Raw genomic sequence first — 18,783 nt, forward strand, 5'->3', positions numbered from 1 at the left:
ACACGCGGATGCGATGCGCCCTCACATACGTTACCTCTCTTTTCTCTATCACTTCATCACTAAATGAATAAAAACAATAGGATAGGGAGTGATGACCGCAGTGACGGCAGTGATAAAGACCCCAGATCAGGGACGAACGCACACAACTGGACCACATACCAACGTGTGCGCTAGAATAAACAGCAAGAGCGCGGTTTCATGCTCCGCTCGCGCGCGCGTAGCTAAGTGAGTTTCATACCGATGGCAGAACGAGGACCAAACAACGAGTGGCTACCTGATCCGACCGAGTTGGAGCGGATCACACAATTGATCGCTAAGGGCTGGACCCTACGTATGGTCGCCAAAGAACTTGAATGTGACGTCAACACCCTACGCAAGCGCGCAGCCGACGCCATTGCTGAGGGGCGCGAGTTGGACAAGGTCGTCACCCAAGGACGGATCGCGCAGCTACAGGGCCAGAACGAGAACCTGCACGTGGCGCTGTCAGCCGCAAAGTGGCGCATGTCTGCGATCCATGGCGTCAGCGAGAACCACAAAGTCACCTTGACTGACGAAACCAACAATGACGAAAACGACATTTCCGCGTGGCTGTCCGGTGCGGATGACACAACCGCTGCGAAGAAAGCAGCTTTGGACGCCCTCAATGCTAACAATCAAACGAAGCATTGAGGCCGAAGCCAAGCGCATCCGCGAGAGCGCAACCCCAGAACGGATGCGCGCGTTACAGCGCGCCCTGCTTCCCGACATTTGGGCACAGGACTACCTCGGACTGCAACTGGACCCATGGCAAGTCGCGTTTACCAGAGCCGACGAGCAGCGCCTCGTGCTGGCCTGTGGGCGTCAGGTCGGGAAAAGCACAGGGACAGCCGTGAAGGGCACCCATCACGCCCGGTACAACCCCGACAGCCTCACCCTCATGATCAGCCCGTCCGACCGCCAGAGCGGTGAACTGTTCCGCACCACACGCCAGATGGTGCATGAGGCGGGCATCCCAGTACGCGCGGATGATGACAACAAGCGATCCATGACGCTGGTCAACGGCGCGCGTTTGATCGCCCTGCCCAGCAACGCCGCCACTGTGCGCGGTTTCGCAGCCGCAACGATGGTTATTGTGGATGAGGCCGCGTTTGCCACCGACGATATTTTAGCCGCGATCACGCCGATGATGGCAACCACATCCAGCAAGGCGAAGCTTATCCTACTCAGCAGCCCTAACGGTCGCTCCGGGTTCTTCTTTGAAGCCTACCAGCGCGCCAAAACCGCAAAGAACTGGAGCAGATGGCATGTGCCTAGCACGGAATGCCCCCGCATCACGCCCGAGTTTCTCGCCGAGCAACGCGCCTCATTGGGCGAGATCATGTTCAAACAGGAATACTTGGCTGAGTTCGTTACCGATGGCCTCAACCCAATTGACGTGGACGCATTCCGCGACAGCGTTGATCCCAGCATGAAAGCGTTTCGACTATGATAATCCCTCGCCGTGTGGCCCCATTGGTCATGTCCGTCGACCTTGGGCAGAAAAACGACTTCACGGCCGTGACGGTCACGCTATTGAACGACTTCACCGACACAGGATGGCCCCTGCTGGACCTGATCAGCGCCGAGCGTTGGCGTGGTGTCGAGTACGCCGAGACCTGCAATCGGGTGATCAATGGGGCGCACCGTGTCAGTCACCACTTTGGGCTGCCGGTGGACATTTGGGTCGACTACGGCGGTGTGGGGCAGATGCCCGGCGAGATGATCCGGTCAAACACAAAGCTGGATGTGTACCTTGCGATGATCACATCCGGAGCAAAGGCCAGGCATGGCGAGGGGCCGGAGAAACGAAACTGGTCTGTGCCGCGCAACGAGTTGTTCTGGGGTGGCGGTGCCTGCATCAACGCCAAGCGGCTGCGTTACCCGCCAGACCTTCCCCATCTCGACGCGATCGAAGCCGAGATGCAGGCCATCCAGACGCGCAAGACAGACGCGGGCAACGTCAGAATGGAGCATGTGGTCAGCAGGGAAGCCCCGAACGACGATCTGGTTTTTTCGGTGTGCCTCGGCATCTTCGGTCACCAGCGACACGTCCACAAAAAGCGAAATGCGGTAACTCCCATCGCGGGCGGACCAGAGCGGATCAATCCGTTTTCAGATCGCCACGTTCGCAATCTCGGACTGAGGGAACAGGACGTGCCGAAGAGCCTGCCCCCTATGCAGGCAGCACGACAGCGCGCATTGGCAGAACAGGCCAACAAGGACGCCAGTAAGGGCGTCCGTCCAGTGCTTTTGCGGCGGTGGGGGTAGCGGTGGGGCAAACCGCTTGGATCAACTAAACCCAGCGGCATCTTTCATCGCCGCTACAAGCGCTTGCGGGTCGATTTTGATTGTCCCAAACTTTTCAACCGGCGCAGGATCGCCCTTTGTCTCGGTTTACGGTGCCGGTTCAGATGTGGCCTGACGGAAAGAAACAACGATGCCGTCGTCTTCAAAGTCCCCAAGACACATATGCTATCCTGGTTTAACAGAGTTGAAGAAAAAGACTTCGAAATTGCCAGTTTCCTGACAAGCTATTCGTTTGCTACCATGCTCAAAATCTCTTTCTTACCGTTCTCAGATACGTCGCCAGCTTCGGTTTGTTTTTTGTCAAGCAATTGTTTCTCATTGAAACTCGAGATCCATCAATTTCGGATCAGTTAAGCTGGCTGGTTAGGCCTAACCGCCGCCATGCCGACGGGTTCGCAGCTTCAAACTGCTTCAGGTATCCCTGCTGAGCTGCGGTCACAACCTCTTCAGCCATTTTCTTGGTTAGGCCGAAGCGATCAATTAGTACTGGTACGATCTCGTAACGGCGGTCGTCCCACAGGATTGTGTCTCGTGCGTAACCGAGCCGTATTTTCATCGCATGAGGCGCATTGGCCTGTCGCCCGCCCCTCGATAATAGCGGGCTGAATAAGACGGGTTTTTTGGCTATACTGTGCAGGCCTTCCGGTCCGGGAGAAGGGGAAGAACCCACCGTCTCACAAATGATTGAGAGTGAAGGTGGTGAGGGGCTGGATTAGGGGGTCTTGGCCAGCCCCTCTCGCTTGAGGGGGTATACTGTGTGGTAGTATTGTTCCGTTGGATACAACCTAGCGTTTGAGCGTTTTCTCCAAAATTGGAGGATTCCTTTAATGTTTACAAACAAATCGAAACGGTTTGTTTCTTTGTCGCGAACTGTGAGTTTCAAAATAAATCGTGGACATAATTTTGCCACAATGCGATTCTGCCGACGTTAGCGGCAGGTCGCGGTAGATGATGTCGGTAAAAAAATTGTTTTTAAGGGGTTATTATTGATGCCACTTGATTTGGAACCCGGATCAGTCGCTTGGAATGTCGATGACTTTGTACGCGGCGAGATTCCTTATACAGGATTTTCAGTCTTTAATAGCTCGGCGACGGACGTTACGGCGACTTTCACTTCCGAACTCTACCTTTCTTCGGACAACGTAGTCGGAGAGGACGACTATCTTATATCTAGCTTAACACTAGATGGCCTAACTGCAGGTGCAATGTCCGAGTTTGTTCTTTCTCAAAATCCAGTTCCTCTCAATATTGAGGCTGGTGAGTACAATTTGATTTTGGTAGTCGATGTTCATAATCAAGTTATTGAAGATGATGAAGAAAATAACATATTCTATCAAGACGACGGAATAAGTTCTTGGCCGCCAGTTGTATTTGAGGGAGAACCAATTGATGAGGAGCCAATTGGCCGCACCATAGACCTTCCGTTGCCATTTAATAGTGTCGGCGCTGAAGTTCTTTTAACTCAACCACCAAATACTGACTTCACACACAACGGGTTTTTTGCCCAAGGTTACGATTTTGACCTCGCTGTTGGTGATCTTACTTTGGCGATAGCAAATAGCAGAATAGTACACTACCGAGATGATTTTCCTACGCTCGGCCGTGACGGCGACGATATCTCCGGAACAGGAAATTATGTAACACTTGTTGTCGATGAAGGCACTCCGTCACAGTATTTTGTGACTTATATGCATTTGGCTCAAGGTTCAGTCACTGAATTCATAAACCAGCGCGAGGGCGGATTGAGCGCGACGCTTGGTGTGGGCGAAATTGTAGGACGGATCGGCGCTTCAGGATTAAGTTCGTCATCAAACGGTGACGGATCACATCTTCATATTCAAATCGGTGGTTCACTGAACTATGGAAGCACGGCGACATATGCGGTTAACAACGGAACTGAATCTGACGTTTTCGTCGAATACCCGGAACCTGTTGGAACTGGTGTTTTTGAAGGAGAAACTGTTCTTACATACGTAGGCGAGACACCAGTAGTTTACACATCCGTCGACGGCTCATTTGACGCTGGCATCGAAGCCAGGGAAATAGTCTTTTCTCGGGCAGGCGAAGCTCAAGAGATGGTAATCGGATCAATTGAAGAGCATGACGGCAATACGGTAACTGGCTTCTCAATAGAAGACAGTTTGATTTTTGAAAGTGTATCGTTCGGTTCAGAGTCACTCTCCGTTACACTTGGTTCGGCTATTCTAGATGTCGATTTCGATTTGGACGGAATGGTCGACAGTACTGTTAGACTGGAAGGCGATTTTGAAGGCGCGTTGTTTGAAGTGCAAATGTTAGAGCACGGAACTCAAATTACATTTAAATATCCTGGCCTAATCATCAAAGGTGGGCGCGGATCTGACGACTTGGTAGGAGGTCTTGGTGACGACACCTTGTTTGGTGGTCGCGGACGGGATTGCATTGAGGGCGGTGCAGGTGATGATAAAATCTTCGGTGGTCGCGGAAAAGACAAAATTCTAGGCGGAGAAGGGTCAGATGCTCTGAAGGGTGGGCGCGGTAGTGATACCCTAGAAGGTGAGGTCGGAGATGACGAATTATTCGGCGGGCGCGGCAGTGATGCTCTATTCGGTGGTCAAGGCAACGACGAGTTAAGGGGCGGTCGTGGAAACGATTTGCTGAACGGCGGGACCGGGCTCGATGAGTTGTTTGGTGGTCGAGGGGAAGACGTCTTTGTTTTTGCTCTCGGTGAAGGCACTGATACGGTGAATGATTTTAGCATTGGCGAGGATCTGATTGCATTGGAGGGATTTTCATACGATGATCTTGTTATTGAACAGTTTGAAGACGGCACAACGTTATCCTCCGACGGAGAAGTGCTTGCAGTCCTAATTGGCGTGGAGGTTACTTCGTTGAGCGAGGCCGACTTCTTCATGTTTGTTTAACAATCTTGGAAGCCGGAACTTGCTGAATTCCCGGGTTACCTTTTTGCAGTTAGCGTACTGCTTTATGCCCTCAGTTCATATTTCTGCTTCGCGTTGGGCCACGACAACTGACCAAATTGGTCCGTCCTCTTTGCGAACGCATCTGTGCTTTCACCTTCCTTACGTTCGAAACAACCAACCTTACCAGGTCCCCACGTGACGTGAGCGGTTACAATTTCTTCGTCTTCACTGCCGCTGGGTGGGGCCTCGCAATTCAGGACGCTGATAAACACCTCAGCATGTCCTCCGTGCTGGCGTTGCTCTAGTTTGCCTAGTCATGCTGGGTCCTAGCTCACTAGCAAATCAATCATTGTGTCAATGCTAGGCTCTCACCATAAGCGAGTAGAGGCAGTAAGGAGTACAAACTGTGAATGTGCACGCCAGTGAGATTGAGACCTTTGAGAAGGCATGTGACAGGTCTATGGCGCGCTTAGAGCTTTGGGAAAAGCCCTTACGCAGTGTTTTGACCGGATATCTGATGATGGCAGACAGCTTGATTTTTGGTGGTCGGTTCGGAAGGAACATTGAAAGAGATCAATACAAAGCTGAAAGAATTATTGCGCGTTTGTCTTACCTAACACCGTACCTTGATCGTTGCCCGAGAGACCTTCTGAAAAGTGGTCGAGAAGCCATGGAGAAATTCAAAAAAAGCGACGGCCAAGAAATTCAAGAGGCGCTAATGTACGCTCATTTTTGTGAGCTCATGCCTGAATTTCGGCAAAAGTACTATGACGTAAAACCAACGGGCGAGATTTTTGAATTTGAACATCAGTCAGATAGTTTTGCCAGCAGCGAAGTTAAGGATGTTATCTTAACTGAACTTTGCCTCGGGTTTGATACTCAAAAACCTCAGCCAATCCCCGTGGAATTATTCAGTAGAATTTCCATTCAATATCCTCACAAGGATGTCGCTACTTACGTTGAGGGAGCATCCGTAAATTATGACATGCACTGTTCTTCCTTCTGCGAACCAACTTACATCCCAGATGAGGCTTTCGTTGCATCTTTCGGTTTTGATCGAGAGTCTTTTACGAAGACGCGGGCTGCACTCTGGTCTCTTGCTGACTTGTTATTGGGATTGTCAAGCTATTACGAAATGTCATCCGAACTTGAGGAAAATAAAGATGTTTGGCAGTGGAAGGTAATTGACTGTATTGCACCAACATTTCGGAGAGATTGGCTTCTTTCATTTGTATGCGAGCTAACGGGTCTAATCAGTGCCGACGCAGATGAAGTTTTGAATTTTTTGGTGGCCTGTGAGAAGGAAAGTTTATCTAAGTGCTCCGGAAATGGCTACCTTCAACCAATTTTCCAGTTAGGTAACTTTTTACTTACTTCACCTCTTTTGCTTCGAATGATGCCTAGCCTGAGGAATATGCTATATGCGCTCAACAAGGCCGATCCTGATCTTTTTAGCAAATCAGTGGCTCACCATTTAGAGACAGAGCTATTAAATGAACTCTCTGCCCTATGTGAGAGAAATCCAGAATTGTCGATAAAGAAGAATCTCAAATGGTCGTTTGAAGGCAAAGATGGTGAAGTGGACGCAGTTCTGTATGACAGTCAAAGCAAATTCTTCCTTGTACTTCAAGCAAAAGCTGCAATTCCCCCGGAGGGGGCCAGAATGACTAGAAATGTTCAATCGAGAACAATTGAGGCATTATGTCAGATAGAATCTTTTGGGAACCTTTCCAGAGCCAACCAAGAAGTGTTTTTTAGGGACACGGTCGGTCAGGTCGACGAAAACTTCGAAGTTGCACATGGTATTATCACTCGTTCAGGGCTAGGAACCGACAAAGCGTGGCAAGCAGTCAAAGACGTAGCGGTAATGAACGTTGGCCTATTAGGTTATACTCTTCATGAAACAGGCGCGACTTCGGCAGATTTCTTAGGTGATCCTGTTAAATTCCTTTCGAACGCCATCGACGATTTGGTGAGCCACCACTTCATTGGTTGGGAGCAGGGCATTGTGTCCTTGTTTGATCGAAAGCTACATATTCCACTTATGAAACTTAACAATGAAAAGCTGCAGGAACTACGATTTAGAATTGCACAGATTTAGGTGCTGTTTCAGGTAAAGGCCCACGTGACATATCTGCGTTTTCCAACTTGCCAAACGCGCGATACTCAAGTCACAAATAAAGGTCTGTTTAGTGCTCTTGTAACCAGTAACTGCAATCTGCGGAGAAGGACGTCTGCGCGCCCGAGTTGACCGATGCTGCGGTTTGCACCAGTGTCCGCTATTCCAAGCGCGGCTAAAAAAGAAATAAAATCAAAGATGGTTATGCTATGGGTTTGTGGCATTTTGATTTTCAAGGGATTCGGTGTCCAGGCCGCAAGTGTCAAAAACGACCGGTTTCGTCCCACCGATCCTTCCGCCTGAATAAAATGGATGTAATAACTCCCATGCAGCAGTGTTGTCATGGTACTTTGCAACAATAGGAGCTTCACTTGTCTACTGTTTTTATTGAAAGAATCTTTACCATCGCAGCCGAGGATAGTGAGTTCGAAATGCGTCTGATGGAAAGGCCAGCCGCCACATTGCGGGAATGCGGGTTTTGTGTTTCGAAGTCTCATGACGAAGAGTTCTCGAATTTCTTTTGGGACACTGTGCCAGACGTTTTTAATGAATTTCGACAAAATCAACCAGTCGCTGGTTTCATGTCGACTGCAGGCGCTAAATGTGCGGCCTGCAAAGTGTCGGCTTGGTCCGTTGGTATGGTGATTGTTGGCCTGGGTGCGGCTGGAGTAGCTGTTCTTACCGCTTCTTCTCCTGCTATTGCCGGACTAGCTGCCTTTATGGGAGTGACCCCAGCTATAGCTCTAGGTTTCGTAGGTGGGTTAGCAGGTGCAGTTCTTAGTGATATCAAAGCCCTAGTCGCTGCCATTTGTAAGAAAATGGGCATTTGTCCGTAGTTCATTTCTTCTGAAGGTTTGTTGAGATTGCGGGGTGTTCCGGCTCACAGCTTTACTGAGAGCTCAGCTCGCTCTGGCAGTAGAACAAAAACGAACAGTTTTGACTGTTCTATCGCTAGAGTGGGCTTTCGCGCAATTGTGGCGAAATGGTGCTTTTTCCGCACATACCAGCCTTCCGGCACTGGAAGTTGAACGTCCGAAATTTGCAGTTTTGGACCTGCCAAAAATGTGAAAGATCTAAACTCGCTATACTCCAGCAGAACAGACGGCTATCTCCAGATCGATCGTTGGTATCTCAAGTGGTCAAGCGACGGCGTGTGCCGCCGAACAAGGCGCAATGGGTCCCCGGTCTCATCCACACGCAAGTTGTCATCGATCAGCAGTGCTCCGCGATCCAGCAGAACGTGGTGGTTGGGACAGAGGCATAGAAGGTTCGATAGCTCGTCAGGCCCGTTGTGAGGTTCACCCAACGGGCGGATGTGTGCTGCCTCAGCGTATGGGCCTCCAGCACAATTCAAACGCACTCCACAAACCTGGCACCTAAAATCGTGTAGCTCCTTCACTTCGCGTCCAAGCGCTGTGTCCCTGACGATCCTCTGTATTGTTGTCTCTATTCTGCGGGTCGGCTTGTTTTTTGTCTTTTGCTCGTCTGCTTCGCCTCTGGTTGCATCGGCATGGTGCTCGAGCGACAGTAAGCGGAACCTGCAAACAAGGAACCCATCCTTGCCTTCGGACCTCCAATAACTGTCAACTTTATATAATCCATCATAGCGGTAACCCACGGCGGGTGAGTGTTCACTCTTGTGCCCTGAGCCTCTGATGACCCTGACCGGTAGTCCCTGAAGGCAGCTTGTTACTAGCGCTTGGTTCTTCCGGACAAACTCTTGATCGGCCACCTGGCGTCCAGTGTTTGGGTCACGTCCACCGTCTCCGGTGTAAATGACCGTAGACCCGTGGTCAGCGTCGTCCACATAACCGCCGGAAAGAACGATGCTTTCAGCCCCGACCGCAGCCTGTCCAACAATGCCGGACTGAAGCGTACGGTGCACACCAGCGTCATATAGTTGCCGACGGTTATCGTAATGGGTGCCGACAGTTGTCCCAATCAGTTCACCGATCGCCATGCCTCATCTCCTAGCTGTGTACCTGAGAAAGCCATCTCTTAAGCTCATCAGATAGTTGTGCAACCCATGCGGTGATCCGATCTGATGAATGGTTGATATGCGGACTTTGCAGCCGGTACTAAAACCCTTCTTTAGACTTTCCGCGGGGAGCGTATCGACGGCCCAAGTTCTGGCTCATAGTTCTCGGGATGGAACCCCTCCCCGGTTCCCGCAGCATAGATTTCCATAGCTTCAACCAACGTGAAAAAGGTGGCTTTGTTCTCGTGGATGAATGTGCCTTCGTGAAGATAGACGCAAGTAATACCCCAATCGTTGATTGGATTATTCTCAATCCGGCAAACCACAACAAGGCAGTCGCTGCGTCGGTCTGTGCATCCATCAACATAGAAAGACTTTCCGTGTTCGTTCGAAGCAAAAACTGCCCCAAAAGAAAGCGCCCGAAAGTAATCCGTGAGTGTGTGATCTTTACCTGGGACAGGGCAGCAAGGAAACTCGGACGGTGTCCGCCAGTTCATTTGTGCGGCACCTTCTGTCAGAGACGGAGTAATCTCGGGCAACTTGGGCGGTGCTAACTGAGTGCGGTGTTCAAACAACCACTCACCCAGACCTGTTCCCGAAGTAGACGTTGAACCTGCTGCCCAGTTCTCAAGTTTCCGCTTGCTTTCTGCGGCCTCTGATACCGATACCGTACGCATCCAGTCGTATTGGTTCGGAAGCGGCTTATGTTTCGGCTTCTTGGGATCGACAAAGAATTCTTCGACGGAGCCGTATGCCTCAAGAACCCGCTTCAGCGTGATCGGGTTTAGCAAGATGTTCTCAAGTTTCGTGATCCAGCGCAGGTTTTCTGGGCGATTGTTCATTCGGTTTGTGTCGATATGATCGACAATGTGCTGGCTGGTTGGCGGTTCCCCATGAAATGCCGTGGCGACGATCCGATGGACTTTGTGGCTTCCGAAATTTGCGTAGCCTGAGTTGGCGTCCTTGGTTCCAAAGGTCCAGAAGTTGTCGAGTTTGCGGTGCCGTCCGCCCGGCCGTTTCTTTCGGAGTATCGCACCGTTATCTCGAACATCGTACTCGTCTCCTTTGAAGTTGCAGGTTCGGGTCTCATTGAAAGTGTTGACGAAAAGGTCTGACATTTTTCACCATTAGTTTGGACAGCCGGAAGCCTCGCACAAACTTCGCTTGTGCTTTGCCAGTGCTGTTTTTCGGTTGGCCGTTTAGGTTACGTTGGGGGTGTCCGCGAAGACCAAGTTAACCGGGGTCGCCGGTCCTTTGGTTACGTCCGAAGCCCATTGGTAGACCTCCCAAGCTGCGCTTCGGTAAGGGCCAACAAATCCACCTTGGGATTTCCCAACCTTTGGCCAAACTGCTCCGACGGGTGAGGCGCGAAGCTGTTCGTTGGTACGATAGATGTAGAAAACTCCTATGCCAGCACGAGCTTCTCGCTTCATCGCTTCCAAGATGTTCCTGTAGTCATTGAACAACTGGAACAGTGAGACCTTGGTGTCCTGCGGGAAGGATTTCCGACCCGCGAGAATGTCCCGCGCGAACCGATCAGAGAACCCTCCGATTTCGGCTACGTCTCTCGCTGTTAAGCCAAGGTAAGAACACATTGTCGCGTAAGCCGCGTCATGGCGGTGTTGCCCATTCATCGTTTTCTCTCCTGAGTGGCGCGGCCCGTTGCCGTCTGCCAGTTAATGATTTGGTTCCGTTTTCGGAACAAGATAGTTATGGTTCCGATTTCGGAACCTGTCAACTAGTTTCCCAAAACAAATCGCATTGGTGATCAAGCCGATTGACGGCGCTTCGCCGCCGCTCATCGAACCATCGAATTGATCGGTAGCTCTGGTTTTTTTCTAGTCCTTCTCTGCGACTGAACCCGACGTCGCCTATTGCCCATCCTCAGCCAGCACCGCCGCCTCGCTCAACCGCTCGAGATACGTCACGCTCCGCTCGCTCCAGATCGGGTCTCCCGTCTCCGGCGATGCCACGGCATACCAACCCTGAGCCAGCGACAAGACCACTTCGTCATTCATGCCAGAACCGGCGTCTATCATGATGTTCCCGGCCTGCGTCTGGTTGGCCCCCAGCCCCTGTATCTCCGCCGTTAGCAACTCCAAACCCGGCATATCCGGCGAATAGATCAGCCTCCCGCCAGAAAAGGCACCATCCAAGAAACTCACCACGCTCAACGTTGCCGCGCGCACAATCCCATACTCAGGGTCGATGAAACTATTCGATCCGCCATGCATCGATAAACCAACCGCCCCAGCCGTCAGGGGATCGGCGGTCCGAATAATGTCCAAGAGACCGCGTCCGACGCCCCCGGCGTCAATATCGAGAAGCTCTGATCTACACTGCCCCCTGCGCGACACCGAATGGCGTCACTTCACGGAAGATGGTGGCAGGCCCGATAGCATTACCCAACGTGATACAAAAACGTATTGTATTAAGGTGACCTAATGGGTTCCTGAGGTGGTGCCCAGAGGTGTTAAGCCCGACACCCGAGCGGCCACCCTAGACTACCTCCGTAAGGTCGAACGTGTCCGTGCCTTTCGCAACAACCCAGCGGCCACTGAAGGGGCGTTATGGACTTGGCAGTCGATCACATACGTCTGTGGTGTTCCAAGTCGCTTCGACTGCAACGATACCGGCTGCACTTGCCGAGGCCTTAATTTCATTTGGTCGTACTGGTAAATCACAAGCGCCTTTCAAGGCCATCATCATCGCTTCCATTAGTTTCTCTTGAATGTCCGAGACCTTCGACCCTAAGGAAAATGCTGCTGGAACGGGTTCGATGTTTCCACCTGATTGAAAAACATACCCGGGAACCCCAGCGACATCCGGAACAGCCATGAAATCCACCTTACCGGGTCCTGCCATTGATCTGTACACGGACCACGAGACGTCTGGCGTTTCTGGCAACGTCTGAGCCACATCCTCGTTGGTCCAGCCCTGCGACACCATTTCGTCGGTGAGAACTTTGGGTGTCAATCCACCAGCCGCCTTTTGCCAAGACTTATTGTCGTATGTGAATGCAGTAACGGTGCCTAAACTGTCCGCCACCCAGTCAGTCATCAGAGTATCACCTTCAACGCCAGAAAGCCCGTCGTCAGTCATAGGATTGATCACACCATCAAACGCATCCGCATTTAGCTTTTGAGCGTGCAATTCAGACGCTTGAAAAACACTCAAGACTAAAGCGGTTCCTAAAAAAAGCCTCATCATAATTCCCCAAGAAATATCCTAGTAACATCCACACTTTACGCAAAAAAAAATTCTGCAGTCTATTAGAAAAGGCTCGATGTTTGACCGTGGTTTCTCAGTACGAGTAAGTGCCAAAATATTTTGGCGAAAAAAATCTGAGTGCCAGAGATCAAAAATAGTGGCGCGCATATGCCCATTGCGCAACAGCCTAATGGCCGCCTCAACGTCCTCCAGCTCTTGACACTCTTTTTCAAGGTGACCTAGAGCTTCCGAATATTTCCCGCTTTTGACTATTCTCAAGTCATCTAAAGTGATTTCCCCAGCGTTACCCAAGGGTGGAGTTGTCATGAAAGCGCACCTGCTTCAAGGTAAGCCTCAAACCCGAAACTGATGCCCCGTCACAATCACCGGGAGTTAGACCGGAGCGCCCCGCGCTATCCGCGCCTTGTGGGTCGCAAGACTGCGCTCAAAAGTAGTGACGTTGTTAACACTTGCTTCAAAGCGCTTTTTGAAATCGAGATACTCAGGACAGCGCTGTCCATTTTCTTGACAGTCGATCATCAACTCTTCACCGATCTGGTATTCCCGCGTCAGTCGTTCAGTTCTGCTGTCACAGGCAGCGATCAAAAACAGCGCAAGAAGAACCATCATTCTGAGCATCATATTCTCCGGGTCAAGTTTTAGCCTAGGGTTGCAATGAAAGCGTACATGCCACAAGGCATGACCTAAACCCGAACCTGATGCCCCATACCAGAGTTCGCCTCCTATGATAATCTTCGATATTCGCTGTAGCCATAGTGACTTTGAATAGCCGTACTAGTTGCGGTGAGGTCAGTTCTTCAGAGCAATTTGAAAGCAAACACTAAGCAGGCGAGAAGTCGGAAAGTCGAGTAGCCTGTGCTATTTGCACCTAAGCTTCTTTTGCTAAGATAACCCAAATTAATCAAGACCCATTAACATACCACGATGGGTGTGTGCACACACAAGCATTTATGCAAAGACTTTGTACTGGGGAGTTCAAAATGTTCAACGTCAAGCTCGAAGGCAATACGCTTAAGTACAACATGAAAAACAACCCCGAGGGCCACCGCCTAATTAACTCAACAGAAATGGGTTGTGATGGTGAGGTAAAGTTGCCGACCAAACTATCTGCCTCCACTGCGAAGTCCTTTGTTCCGAAACTCGAAAAATCGTTCAACGCCCTAGCAAAACAAAAGTCTGGCTCTTTCATCAAAGACATCAACGGCAGGGTCAACGCCATTGGAAAGATACTTGAAAACAGTGATCCCAAAAAAGCCGAGGCGGCAAGAAGCTCTAAGTTTCTCAACGCTGAAGAAAAGGAAATCAGGGTGCTTTGGGACAGATGGTCTAACAAATTAGCGCCACGAATATTCGATGAAGCCGTTCAGTCCCTAGTTAAGTCTGCTGACGAAAAGGAACTCCAAGGACTTTCCAAACAACGTTTTAAGGCCATCGGGCGCGTCACTATTGTGCCAACGCTGACCATTGCATCCGCCGCCGTTTCAGCCGCCACCGGCAACGCGGCTGGTGTAGCTTCGGCACTCTTGAAGGGTACCAATGCCACACTTAAAGCCGTCGAAGAACTTACGGGGTCACTGAATGAATTGCAGACCGATCAACTGGCCATCGCAAAGGATTTTCAAACCCTGTCTAAGTCATTGCAGACAGTAGCAGCGCGTATCAACTCGTTGGACAAACATCGCAAGTCGACCGAGCGCAAGATAATTGCAATCGCTTCTGCCAGCAAATTGTTAAGAAACGGGTTGCCCAAACTAGAAAAAACGGACCCTGACGCTGCTAAGTTAGTCGCCAAAAAACTCTATCAGAATTCCTCGAAAATAGAAGCATTGGTGGACAGTTTGACGGACACAGCTCCTTTAAAGCAATCATGGAAAGCCATAGCTGTAGAACACAAAAAAATGACTGATGCGGTCAAAGTAACTTCTGCCAATGCACCAAAATCGATGCGAAACACAAGAGACCTGATCGATGCAAACAAAGAAATTCTAGCTATTCTTTCGAAAATTGCGTGATCGAATGTAGCAGGATATCCTGACCACCATTTACCTGAACCTTTGGTGGTCAACGCTTTCGCATCAACGTTCATTTCATGGGAATGGTCGATTGAAGGGTTCGATCAATCTTGGACGGTGTTCACATCCATCAGGGCATTTTTGATGGGCTAGGCAATACACGACGCGCTAGCTCTGTCTCTGACATAAACGGCTAATTTGTGATTTCTTGCCATTAACTCACCTATTTCGTTAGAAATTGTCTGGTTTCGAAAAGGAATTTTCGGCGCGGTTTCCTAAGTGAGAGTTAGGTGACCAGAAAGGACAGAGTATGAAGAAATTCACTCCCGTAGTGCTGGCCGCTGCACTGGCGGCCCCAACTTTACCCGCGCCCGCCACGGCGTGGGTGAGTGAAGTTGTACGAACAGACAATCTAGGGTCAGTGGAAGTGCGCCTTACTGACGGTGCGACAGGCGGCTGCTGGACGAATATTGGGGAAGCAAGAACGTACGCTGAGGATAAGCTGTCGGAACTAGGGTACGTCGTCAAAGATACCCACTTTTATCACATTAAGTTCGAAATAAGCGTCACCAGCGAGCGTGCGAATGGCGGCTGCTATGGGGTCGTTGCAATTGAGTTATTTGCACCATCTGAACTAAGCTTTGGACAAGGCAGTGTGAGGGGTTTATTGGGCCGTAGTTCTTACATTTTTAGTGGTCATCCAAACGCTAACACCATCGTTCTAGACCAAATTAAGTTTTTGGCGGATCAGATGATGGAGGATGCCTGAGCCGAAAATGGGCGATGGGGTTGTGACCATTGATCCTTGCAAGGTCTAGCCCTTGACCAAAGTGAGAACACTTGTAGAACATCCGGTCATGAAAAAGTGGCCCCGAACTATCCCTTTTGATCTCAAATGCAAGCTGGAAGGCCTGCGCGAATACCGCGACGCGCCATCGCTTCAAGACGACTGGGGCGTGATTTTCGAATGGCTGAACAAGCACGGCGTGGAGCCGCCTGAACACGCCCTGCCAACCGAACCTGAACTCAAAAGCCAGATTCGGCATCGTTGAACCATGTCTGGTCACCATCTAACTGATGAATATTGGACAAAGTCGGAGGACTGGATTTGCATTTGATACCACTCATTTTGCTGTCTTTTTTTGCAGCGACGTCTGCACTCGCCGAGACAATCGTTTGTGAGTTGGAAATGACTAGGCCACCAAATTCCAACCTCAAAGACGTTCAGGCAACGGTTGTCTACACCGGAAAAACTGCAGTACTTGAGCGAGGGGACCACACAGAAACGCTATCTTGCCCCCATTCCCCAAATCCATGGTTTGCTATGGATTGTGTTGGGGTTCCAGCGGAAGCACCAAATAACCGTATACAGCTTCGAGCAATCAACTTTGATACCGGTAGCCCCGTAATCAGCCTTGGTTATTCAATCGACCAGATCGAACAAAACAAAGACAAGGTCAGGTCGTATGTATGGACGTCATTGTTCAATATTGTCTCTTGCCGGTAAGAAAAGCCCGCGCTGCCGAGGGATGGGGTGGCATGCGCGGAGCTTCAGTTTGGGGTGCTACAAGTACGCTCCAAACTGTTTTTTAGATCAATGGACCCGCGCCACCTGCTGGACAGGGGATGGAGAATTGGTAGCGCGGGCCGCCCCAAACAAGGTATCGTTTGTAGGTAGGGCGAACAGGAAGGCCTGGTCTGTGCCTGATGGCCGCAAGCCTGCGTCGAGATCACTTCGTCAATTGTAAGCTTAGTGCTGGACCGATTTCATTAGTCAGGACAAACAGCACAGGGATGAAGGTGACGATTGAAATAAAAAAGTTGCGCAAAGCGTCCTTGGCCAAGAGCCCGTCTATGCTGCGCTGGGTCGCGGAAGAATTGCTATACACGCTAAAAACTATTTCAAAGCTTTTAGGCCACAATGCCATGCAACAATGGGTGACAAGGGACATCGGCCACAAAACTAATCCGAATAGTAATGAAAGCCCTATCAATACCGGTACGAAGACTTTACCTCGTAGTGTTTTGGGCGCAGTGGGTGGTCCTTGATGTTCCCTCGCGAAATTTCTGGAAACTGCTGACAAAAGTGATCGATTGTAGATCGCGCCAAGCATCAAGTAGTCCAACACCCAAAACGGCACGCTAAACTCAACCCATTGAAGTACCCAAGCTTGCAGCGCCCGCCAGTGGTTCATGACCCCGAACTCAAACCACGACTTCCACTCTACAAAGGCGTCGGCCAGCCCCGCCAATCCAAGCCAAGACAGTAGAATTGCGATTATTACGGACGGACGCCAGAACGGTCTATTAGTTTCGGTCATCGAAATTCAGGCTTTTAGAGAAATAGCTTAGGCTGATATCAAAACCAACGCCGCGCATCACTAACACAGGTCTGCCGTGTAACACCATTATGTAACGCAAGTATACGATGTAAGCCGTTGTTTGCGCCGTTTGTGCCGTCCCTGCAATAGAAAAAGTCAATAAAAACAAGGGCACAAAAGTGCCCCTGCCGTCTCCAAAACCGTAGGTCGCGGGTTCGAACCCTGCTGCCCCTGCCATTCAAAACTTCCCAAAACTTGAATATTCGCTTTTGCGGCTGCGTCGAATCCTATTTTCGCCGTGCGAATTTCCCTTCGAGGTTCCTCAGGGGCAGTTTGAGCGGCGGCCATATTGCGCAGTGGGTAGAGATTTGACGTAGCGTCCCGAAATTTCTTCCGCTTCGGCGTAGTTGACGTAAACGTAAGATGCGGCTCAATTTTTTACTTTGCATGCACAAAAGTGACGAAAACAGGGGTTTTCTTCCCCCTTACGTCTCAAAATGAAATCCCTAAATGCACCTCGTCGCTGCGGGGTGCCACTCACGGACTGTGATCCTTGAGCTTTGGCCAACCACTGAGGTTCGGATCGGCCCCGCAGTGACAAGGTTTGCGCAGTTCATTGGGAGGAAAGGAATTTGATACAGAGTTTTTGGTCGATCTTTCGTGACTCCCGCTGGCCAGCGGCACAACTGACGCAGCCTCGGTCCGAAGAGACCTGTGCTGCAGATGAAGAAACAAGCGAATCCACGGTGAAAGAGGCCGAGTTCCGGAGCCTGTTTCAAACGACATTGCTGGAAATGGAACAGCCGCAAGCAGGCGATGAGGGCTCTGACACTTGGCGAATGTAAGCCTGCCGAAAACCTGCCTAGCCCGATAGGGCGCAAATGCACCATGTTTCGTATCAAATCGATGCCTGTGTTGCTGAACGGCGAACGCAGAGATATGCACTAAAGGCAATATTTGATTTGCATTCAAGGGTGTTGAATGGGATTGCGAAACCTGATTGCCGAAAAGATTGCCTCACGTGTTCTTGGCAACGGCAAAACCCGGCGCGCGGTCATGAATCAGCTGCTTGATCAGGATATTTTGTTGTTTAGGGACTTCCGCGATCATGCTTTTGCCTTCTTCCCAACGGATGCAATCGGACGTTCCCTTTGCCAGAACGGTGAATTCGCCCGCGGCTCAGTCACAAATCTGCGGGCGTTTCTTGAACAAAACAATGCCTTTAAACCCGGAATGTCTGTTCTGGAAGTTGGAGCCAATATTGGCACCCAAACCGTCTATTTCTTCCTAGACCTGCAGTGTGACGCCGTCGTGTCGATCGAGCCGGACCCGGACAACATGAACCTGTTGCGTCACAATCTTGCGTTGAACGGGCTGACAGAAAAAGTGACGATCTTGGGTGTCGCAGCTTCGGACACGAATGGAACGGCTGAATTTACCCGTAATCTGTTCAACCGGGGCGGCTCGCGTCTGGGCGCCAGGCGAAAAAGCGGCAAGACCCGAGAGAGTTTTTCAGTCGAGATCGTTCGGATTGACGACCTGGTGCAGTCAGGCACCCTTCAGGCTGATCAAATTGGGCTGGTCTGGATGGATGTTGAGGGCCATGAGCTATCCGCCCTGAAGGGGATGAAGCAACTCATCGCAGAGTACAGGCCACCGATATTTTTGGAATTCACCCCGGACGGACAGCACAGCACCCAGCAAGAGCTGTGTGACCTGCTATTTGACAACTACCAGAGCGTTTATCGTCATGCTGGGGGCTTTCATCCTGTGTCACGTGAAGCGTTCGCGCAGATCAAACATCAGGTCGATCTTCTGGTCATCTGAAACCCCACCCGATCTCAAAGCAGGGCGGTGACCGTCTTTCCTCTGCTTGCGGGATAGCCTAAAGTCC

21 protein-coding genes are annotated in these 18,783 nt (G+C 50.6%); 11 read left to right on the plus strand and 10 right to left on the minus strand.

Going from position 1 to position 18,783, the window contains the following annotated elements:
* Positions 1-240 precede the first annotated feature (240 nt).
* The 3 genes from ACR3FB_RS02750 to ACR3FB_RS02760 are packed head-to-tail and all read left to right on the plus strand — an operon-like array spanning position 241 to position 2,286.
* Positions 241-669 (plus strand): hypothetical protein, encoded by a 429-nt coding sequence (locus ACR3FB_RS02750; protein ID WP_170528267.1) that lies wholly within the window; start codon positions 241-243, stop codon positions 667-669.
* Positions 644-1,468 (plus strand): terminase large subunit domain-containing protein, encoded by an 825-nt coding sequence (locus ACR3FB_RS02755; protein ID WP_480563886.1) that lies wholly within the window; start codon positions 644-646, stop codon positions 1,466-1,468. The genes ACR3FB_RS02750 and ACR3FB_RS02755 overlap by 26 nt, the downstream gene beginning before the upstream one ends.
* Positions 1,465-2,286 carry a hypothetical protein gene (locus ACR3FB_RS02760; RefSeq protein WP_480563888.1) on the plus strand — a complete coding sequence of 274 codons (822 nt, stop codon included), beginning with the start codon at positions 1,465-1,467 and terminating at the stop codon, positions 2,284-2,286. The genes ACR3FB_RS02755 and ACR3FB_RS02760 overlap by 4 nt, the downstream gene beginning before the upstream one ends.
* A 385-nt stretch (positions 2,287-2,671) precedes the next feature.
* Here ACR3FB_RS02760 and ACR3FB_RS02765 read toward each other — a convergent pair whose 3' ends face one another.
* Positions 2,672-2,881 (minus strand): hypothetical protein, encoded by a 210-nt coding sequence (locus tag ACR3FB_RS02765; RefSeq protein ID WP_480563890.1) that lies wholly within the window; start codon positions 2,879-2,881, stop codon positions 2,672-2,674.
* A gap of 433 nt (positions 2,882-3,314) precedes the next feature.
* On the opposite strand from ACR3FB_RS02765, the gene ACR3FB_RS02770 reads away from it, so the two are divergent.
* Positions 3,315-5,228, plus strand: a complete 1,914-nt coding sequence (locus tag ACR3FB_RS02770; protein WP_170528273.1) for a CARDB domain-containing protein — start codon at positions 3,315-3,317, stop codon at positions 5,226-5,228.
* A 406-nt stretch (positions 5,229-5,634) separates the two neighbouring features.
* Positions 5,635-7,329, plus strand: a complete 1,695-nt coding sequence (locus tag ACR3FB_RS02775) for a hypothetical protein (protein ID WP_170528276.1) — start codon at positions 5,635-5,637, stop codon at positions 7,327-7,329.
* 65 nt (positions 7,330-7,394) lie between these two features.
* On the opposite strand, the gene ACR3FB_RS02780 is transcribed toward ACR3FB_RS02775, so the two are convergent.
* A complete protein-coding gene (locus tag ACR3FB_RS02780) occupies positions 7,395-7,691 on the minus strand; it encodes a hypothetical protein (RefSeq protein WP_480563891.1) in 297 nt (98 codons plus the stop codon).
* A gap of 27 nt (positions 7,692-7,718) precedes the next feature.
* On the opposite strand from ACR3FB_RS02780, the gene ACR3FB_RS02785 reads away from it, so the two are divergent.
* Positions 7,719-8,183 (plus strand): hypothetical protein, encoded by a 465-nt coding sequence (locus ACR3FB_RS02785; protein WP_480563893.1) that lies wholly within the window; start codon positions 7,719-7,721, stop codon positions 8,181-8,183.
* A gap of 269 nt (positions 8,184-8,452) precedes the next feature.
* Here ACR3FB_RS02785 and ACR3FB_RS02790 read toward each other — a convergent pair whose 3' ends face one another.
* The 6 genes from ACR3FB_RS02790 to ACR3FB_RS02815 form a co-directional block, all read right to left on the minus strand.
* Positions 8,453-9,307 carry a YDG/SRA domain-containing protein gene (locus ACR3FB_RS02790; RefSeq protein WP_480563894.1) on the minus strand — a complete coding sequence of 285 codons (855 nt, stop codon included), beginning with the start codon at positions 9,305-9,307 and terminating at the stop codon, positions 8,453-8,455.
* A gap of 131 nt (positions 9,308-9,438) precedes the next feature.
* Complete coding sequence (locus ACR3FB_RS02795; protein ID WP_480563896.1) at positions 9,439-10,443, minus strand: HNH endonuclease signature motif containing protein; 1,005 nt, start codon at positions 10,441-10,443, stop codon at positions 9,439-9,441.
* An 81-nt stretch (positions 10,444-10,524) separates the two neighbouring features.
* A complete protein-coding gene (locus ACR3FB_RS02800; protein ID WP_480563898.1) occupies positions 10,525-10,959 on the minus strand; it encodes a hypothetical protein in 435 nt (144 codons plus the stop codon).
* A 237-nt stretch (positions 10,960-11,196) separates the two neighbouring features.
* Positions 11,197-11,613: a hypothetical protein gene (locus ACR3FB_RS02805; RefSeq protein ID WP_480563900.1), complete on the minus strand. Its 417-nt coding sequence runs from the start codon at positions 11,611-11,613 to the stop codon at positions 11,197-11,199.
* A gap of 280 nt (positions 11,614-11,893) precedes the next feature.
* Positions 11,894-12,532: a hypothetical protein gene (locus ACR3FB_RS02810; protein ID WP_480563902.1), complete on the minus strand. Its 639-nt coding sequence runs from the start codon at positions 12,530-12,532 to the stop codon at positions 11,894-11,896.
* A 396-nt stretch (positions 12,533-12,928) separates the two neighbouring features.
* Positions 12,929-13,165, minus strand: a complete 237-nt coding sequence (locus tag ACR3FB_RS02815; RefSeq protein ID WP_480563904.1) for a hypothetical protein — start codon at positions 13,163-13,165, stop codon at positions 12,929-12,931.
* A gap of 371 nt (positions 13,166-13,536) precedes the next feature.
* Between ACR3FB_RS02815 and ACR3FB_RS02820 the strand changes: the two genes are divergently transcribed.
* From ACR3FB_RS02820 to ACR3FB_RS02830, 3 genes are all read left to right on the plus strand, one after another.
* A complete protein-coding gene (locus ACR3FB_RS02820) occupies positions 13,537-14,568 on the plus strand; it encodes a hypothetical protein (protein WP_480563905.1) in 1,032 nt (343 codons plus the stop codon).
* 310 nt (positions 14,569-14,878) lie between these two features.
* Complete coding sequence (locus ACR3FB_RS02825) at positions 14,879-15,337, plus strand: hypothetical protein (RefSeq protein ID WP_480563907.1); 459 nt, start codon at positions 14,879-14,881, stop codon at positions 15,335-15,337.
* An 88-nt stretch (positions 15,338-15,425) separates the two neighbouring features.
* A complete protein-coding gene (locus ACR3FB_RS02830) occupies positions 15,426-15,620 on the plus strand; it encodes a hypothetical protein (protein WP_480563909.1) in 195 nt (64 codons plus the stop codon).
* Positions 15,621-16,298: 678 nt separating this feature from the next.
* Here the strand turns inward: ACR3FB_RS02830 and ACR3FB_RS02835 are convergent.
* Together ACR3FB_RS02835 and ACR3FB_RS02840 are read right to left on the minus strand one after the other, a co-directional pair.
* The gene (locus ACR3FB_RS02835) at positions 16,299-16,889 is read right to left on the minus strand and encodes a hypothetical protein (protein WP_480563911.1); all 591 of its coding nucleotides are present in this window, start codon (positions 16,887-16,889) and stop codon (positions 16,299-16,301) included.
* A complete protein-coding gene (locus tag ACR3FB_RS02840; RefSeq protein ID WP_480563913.1) occupies positions 16,876-17,127 on the minus strand; it encodes a hypothetical protein in 252 nt (83 codons plus the stop codon). Before ACR3FB_RS02840 ends, ACR3FB_RS02835 begins: the two co-directional genes overlap by 14 nt.
* Before the next feature lie 394 nt (positions 17,128-17,521).
* On the opposite strand from ACR3FB_RS02840, the gene ACR3FB_RS02845 reads away from it, so the two are divergent.
* Complete coding sequence (locus ACR3FB_RS02845) at positions 17,522-17,734, plus strand: hypothetical protein (protein ID WP_480563915.1); 213 nt, start codon at positions 17,522-17,524, stop codon at positions 17,732-17,734.
* Between the two features lie 136 nt (positions 17,735-17,870).
* Complete coding sequence (locus ACR3FB_RS02850) at positions 17,871-18,716, plus strand: FkbM family methyltransferase (protein WP_419740891.1); 846 nt, start codon at positions 17,871-17,873, stop codon at positions 18,714-18,716.
* The last annotated feature ends 67 nt before the right edge of the window (positions 18,717-18,783 follow it).

This window comes from Ruegeria sp. AO1 (assembly GCF_056535985.1).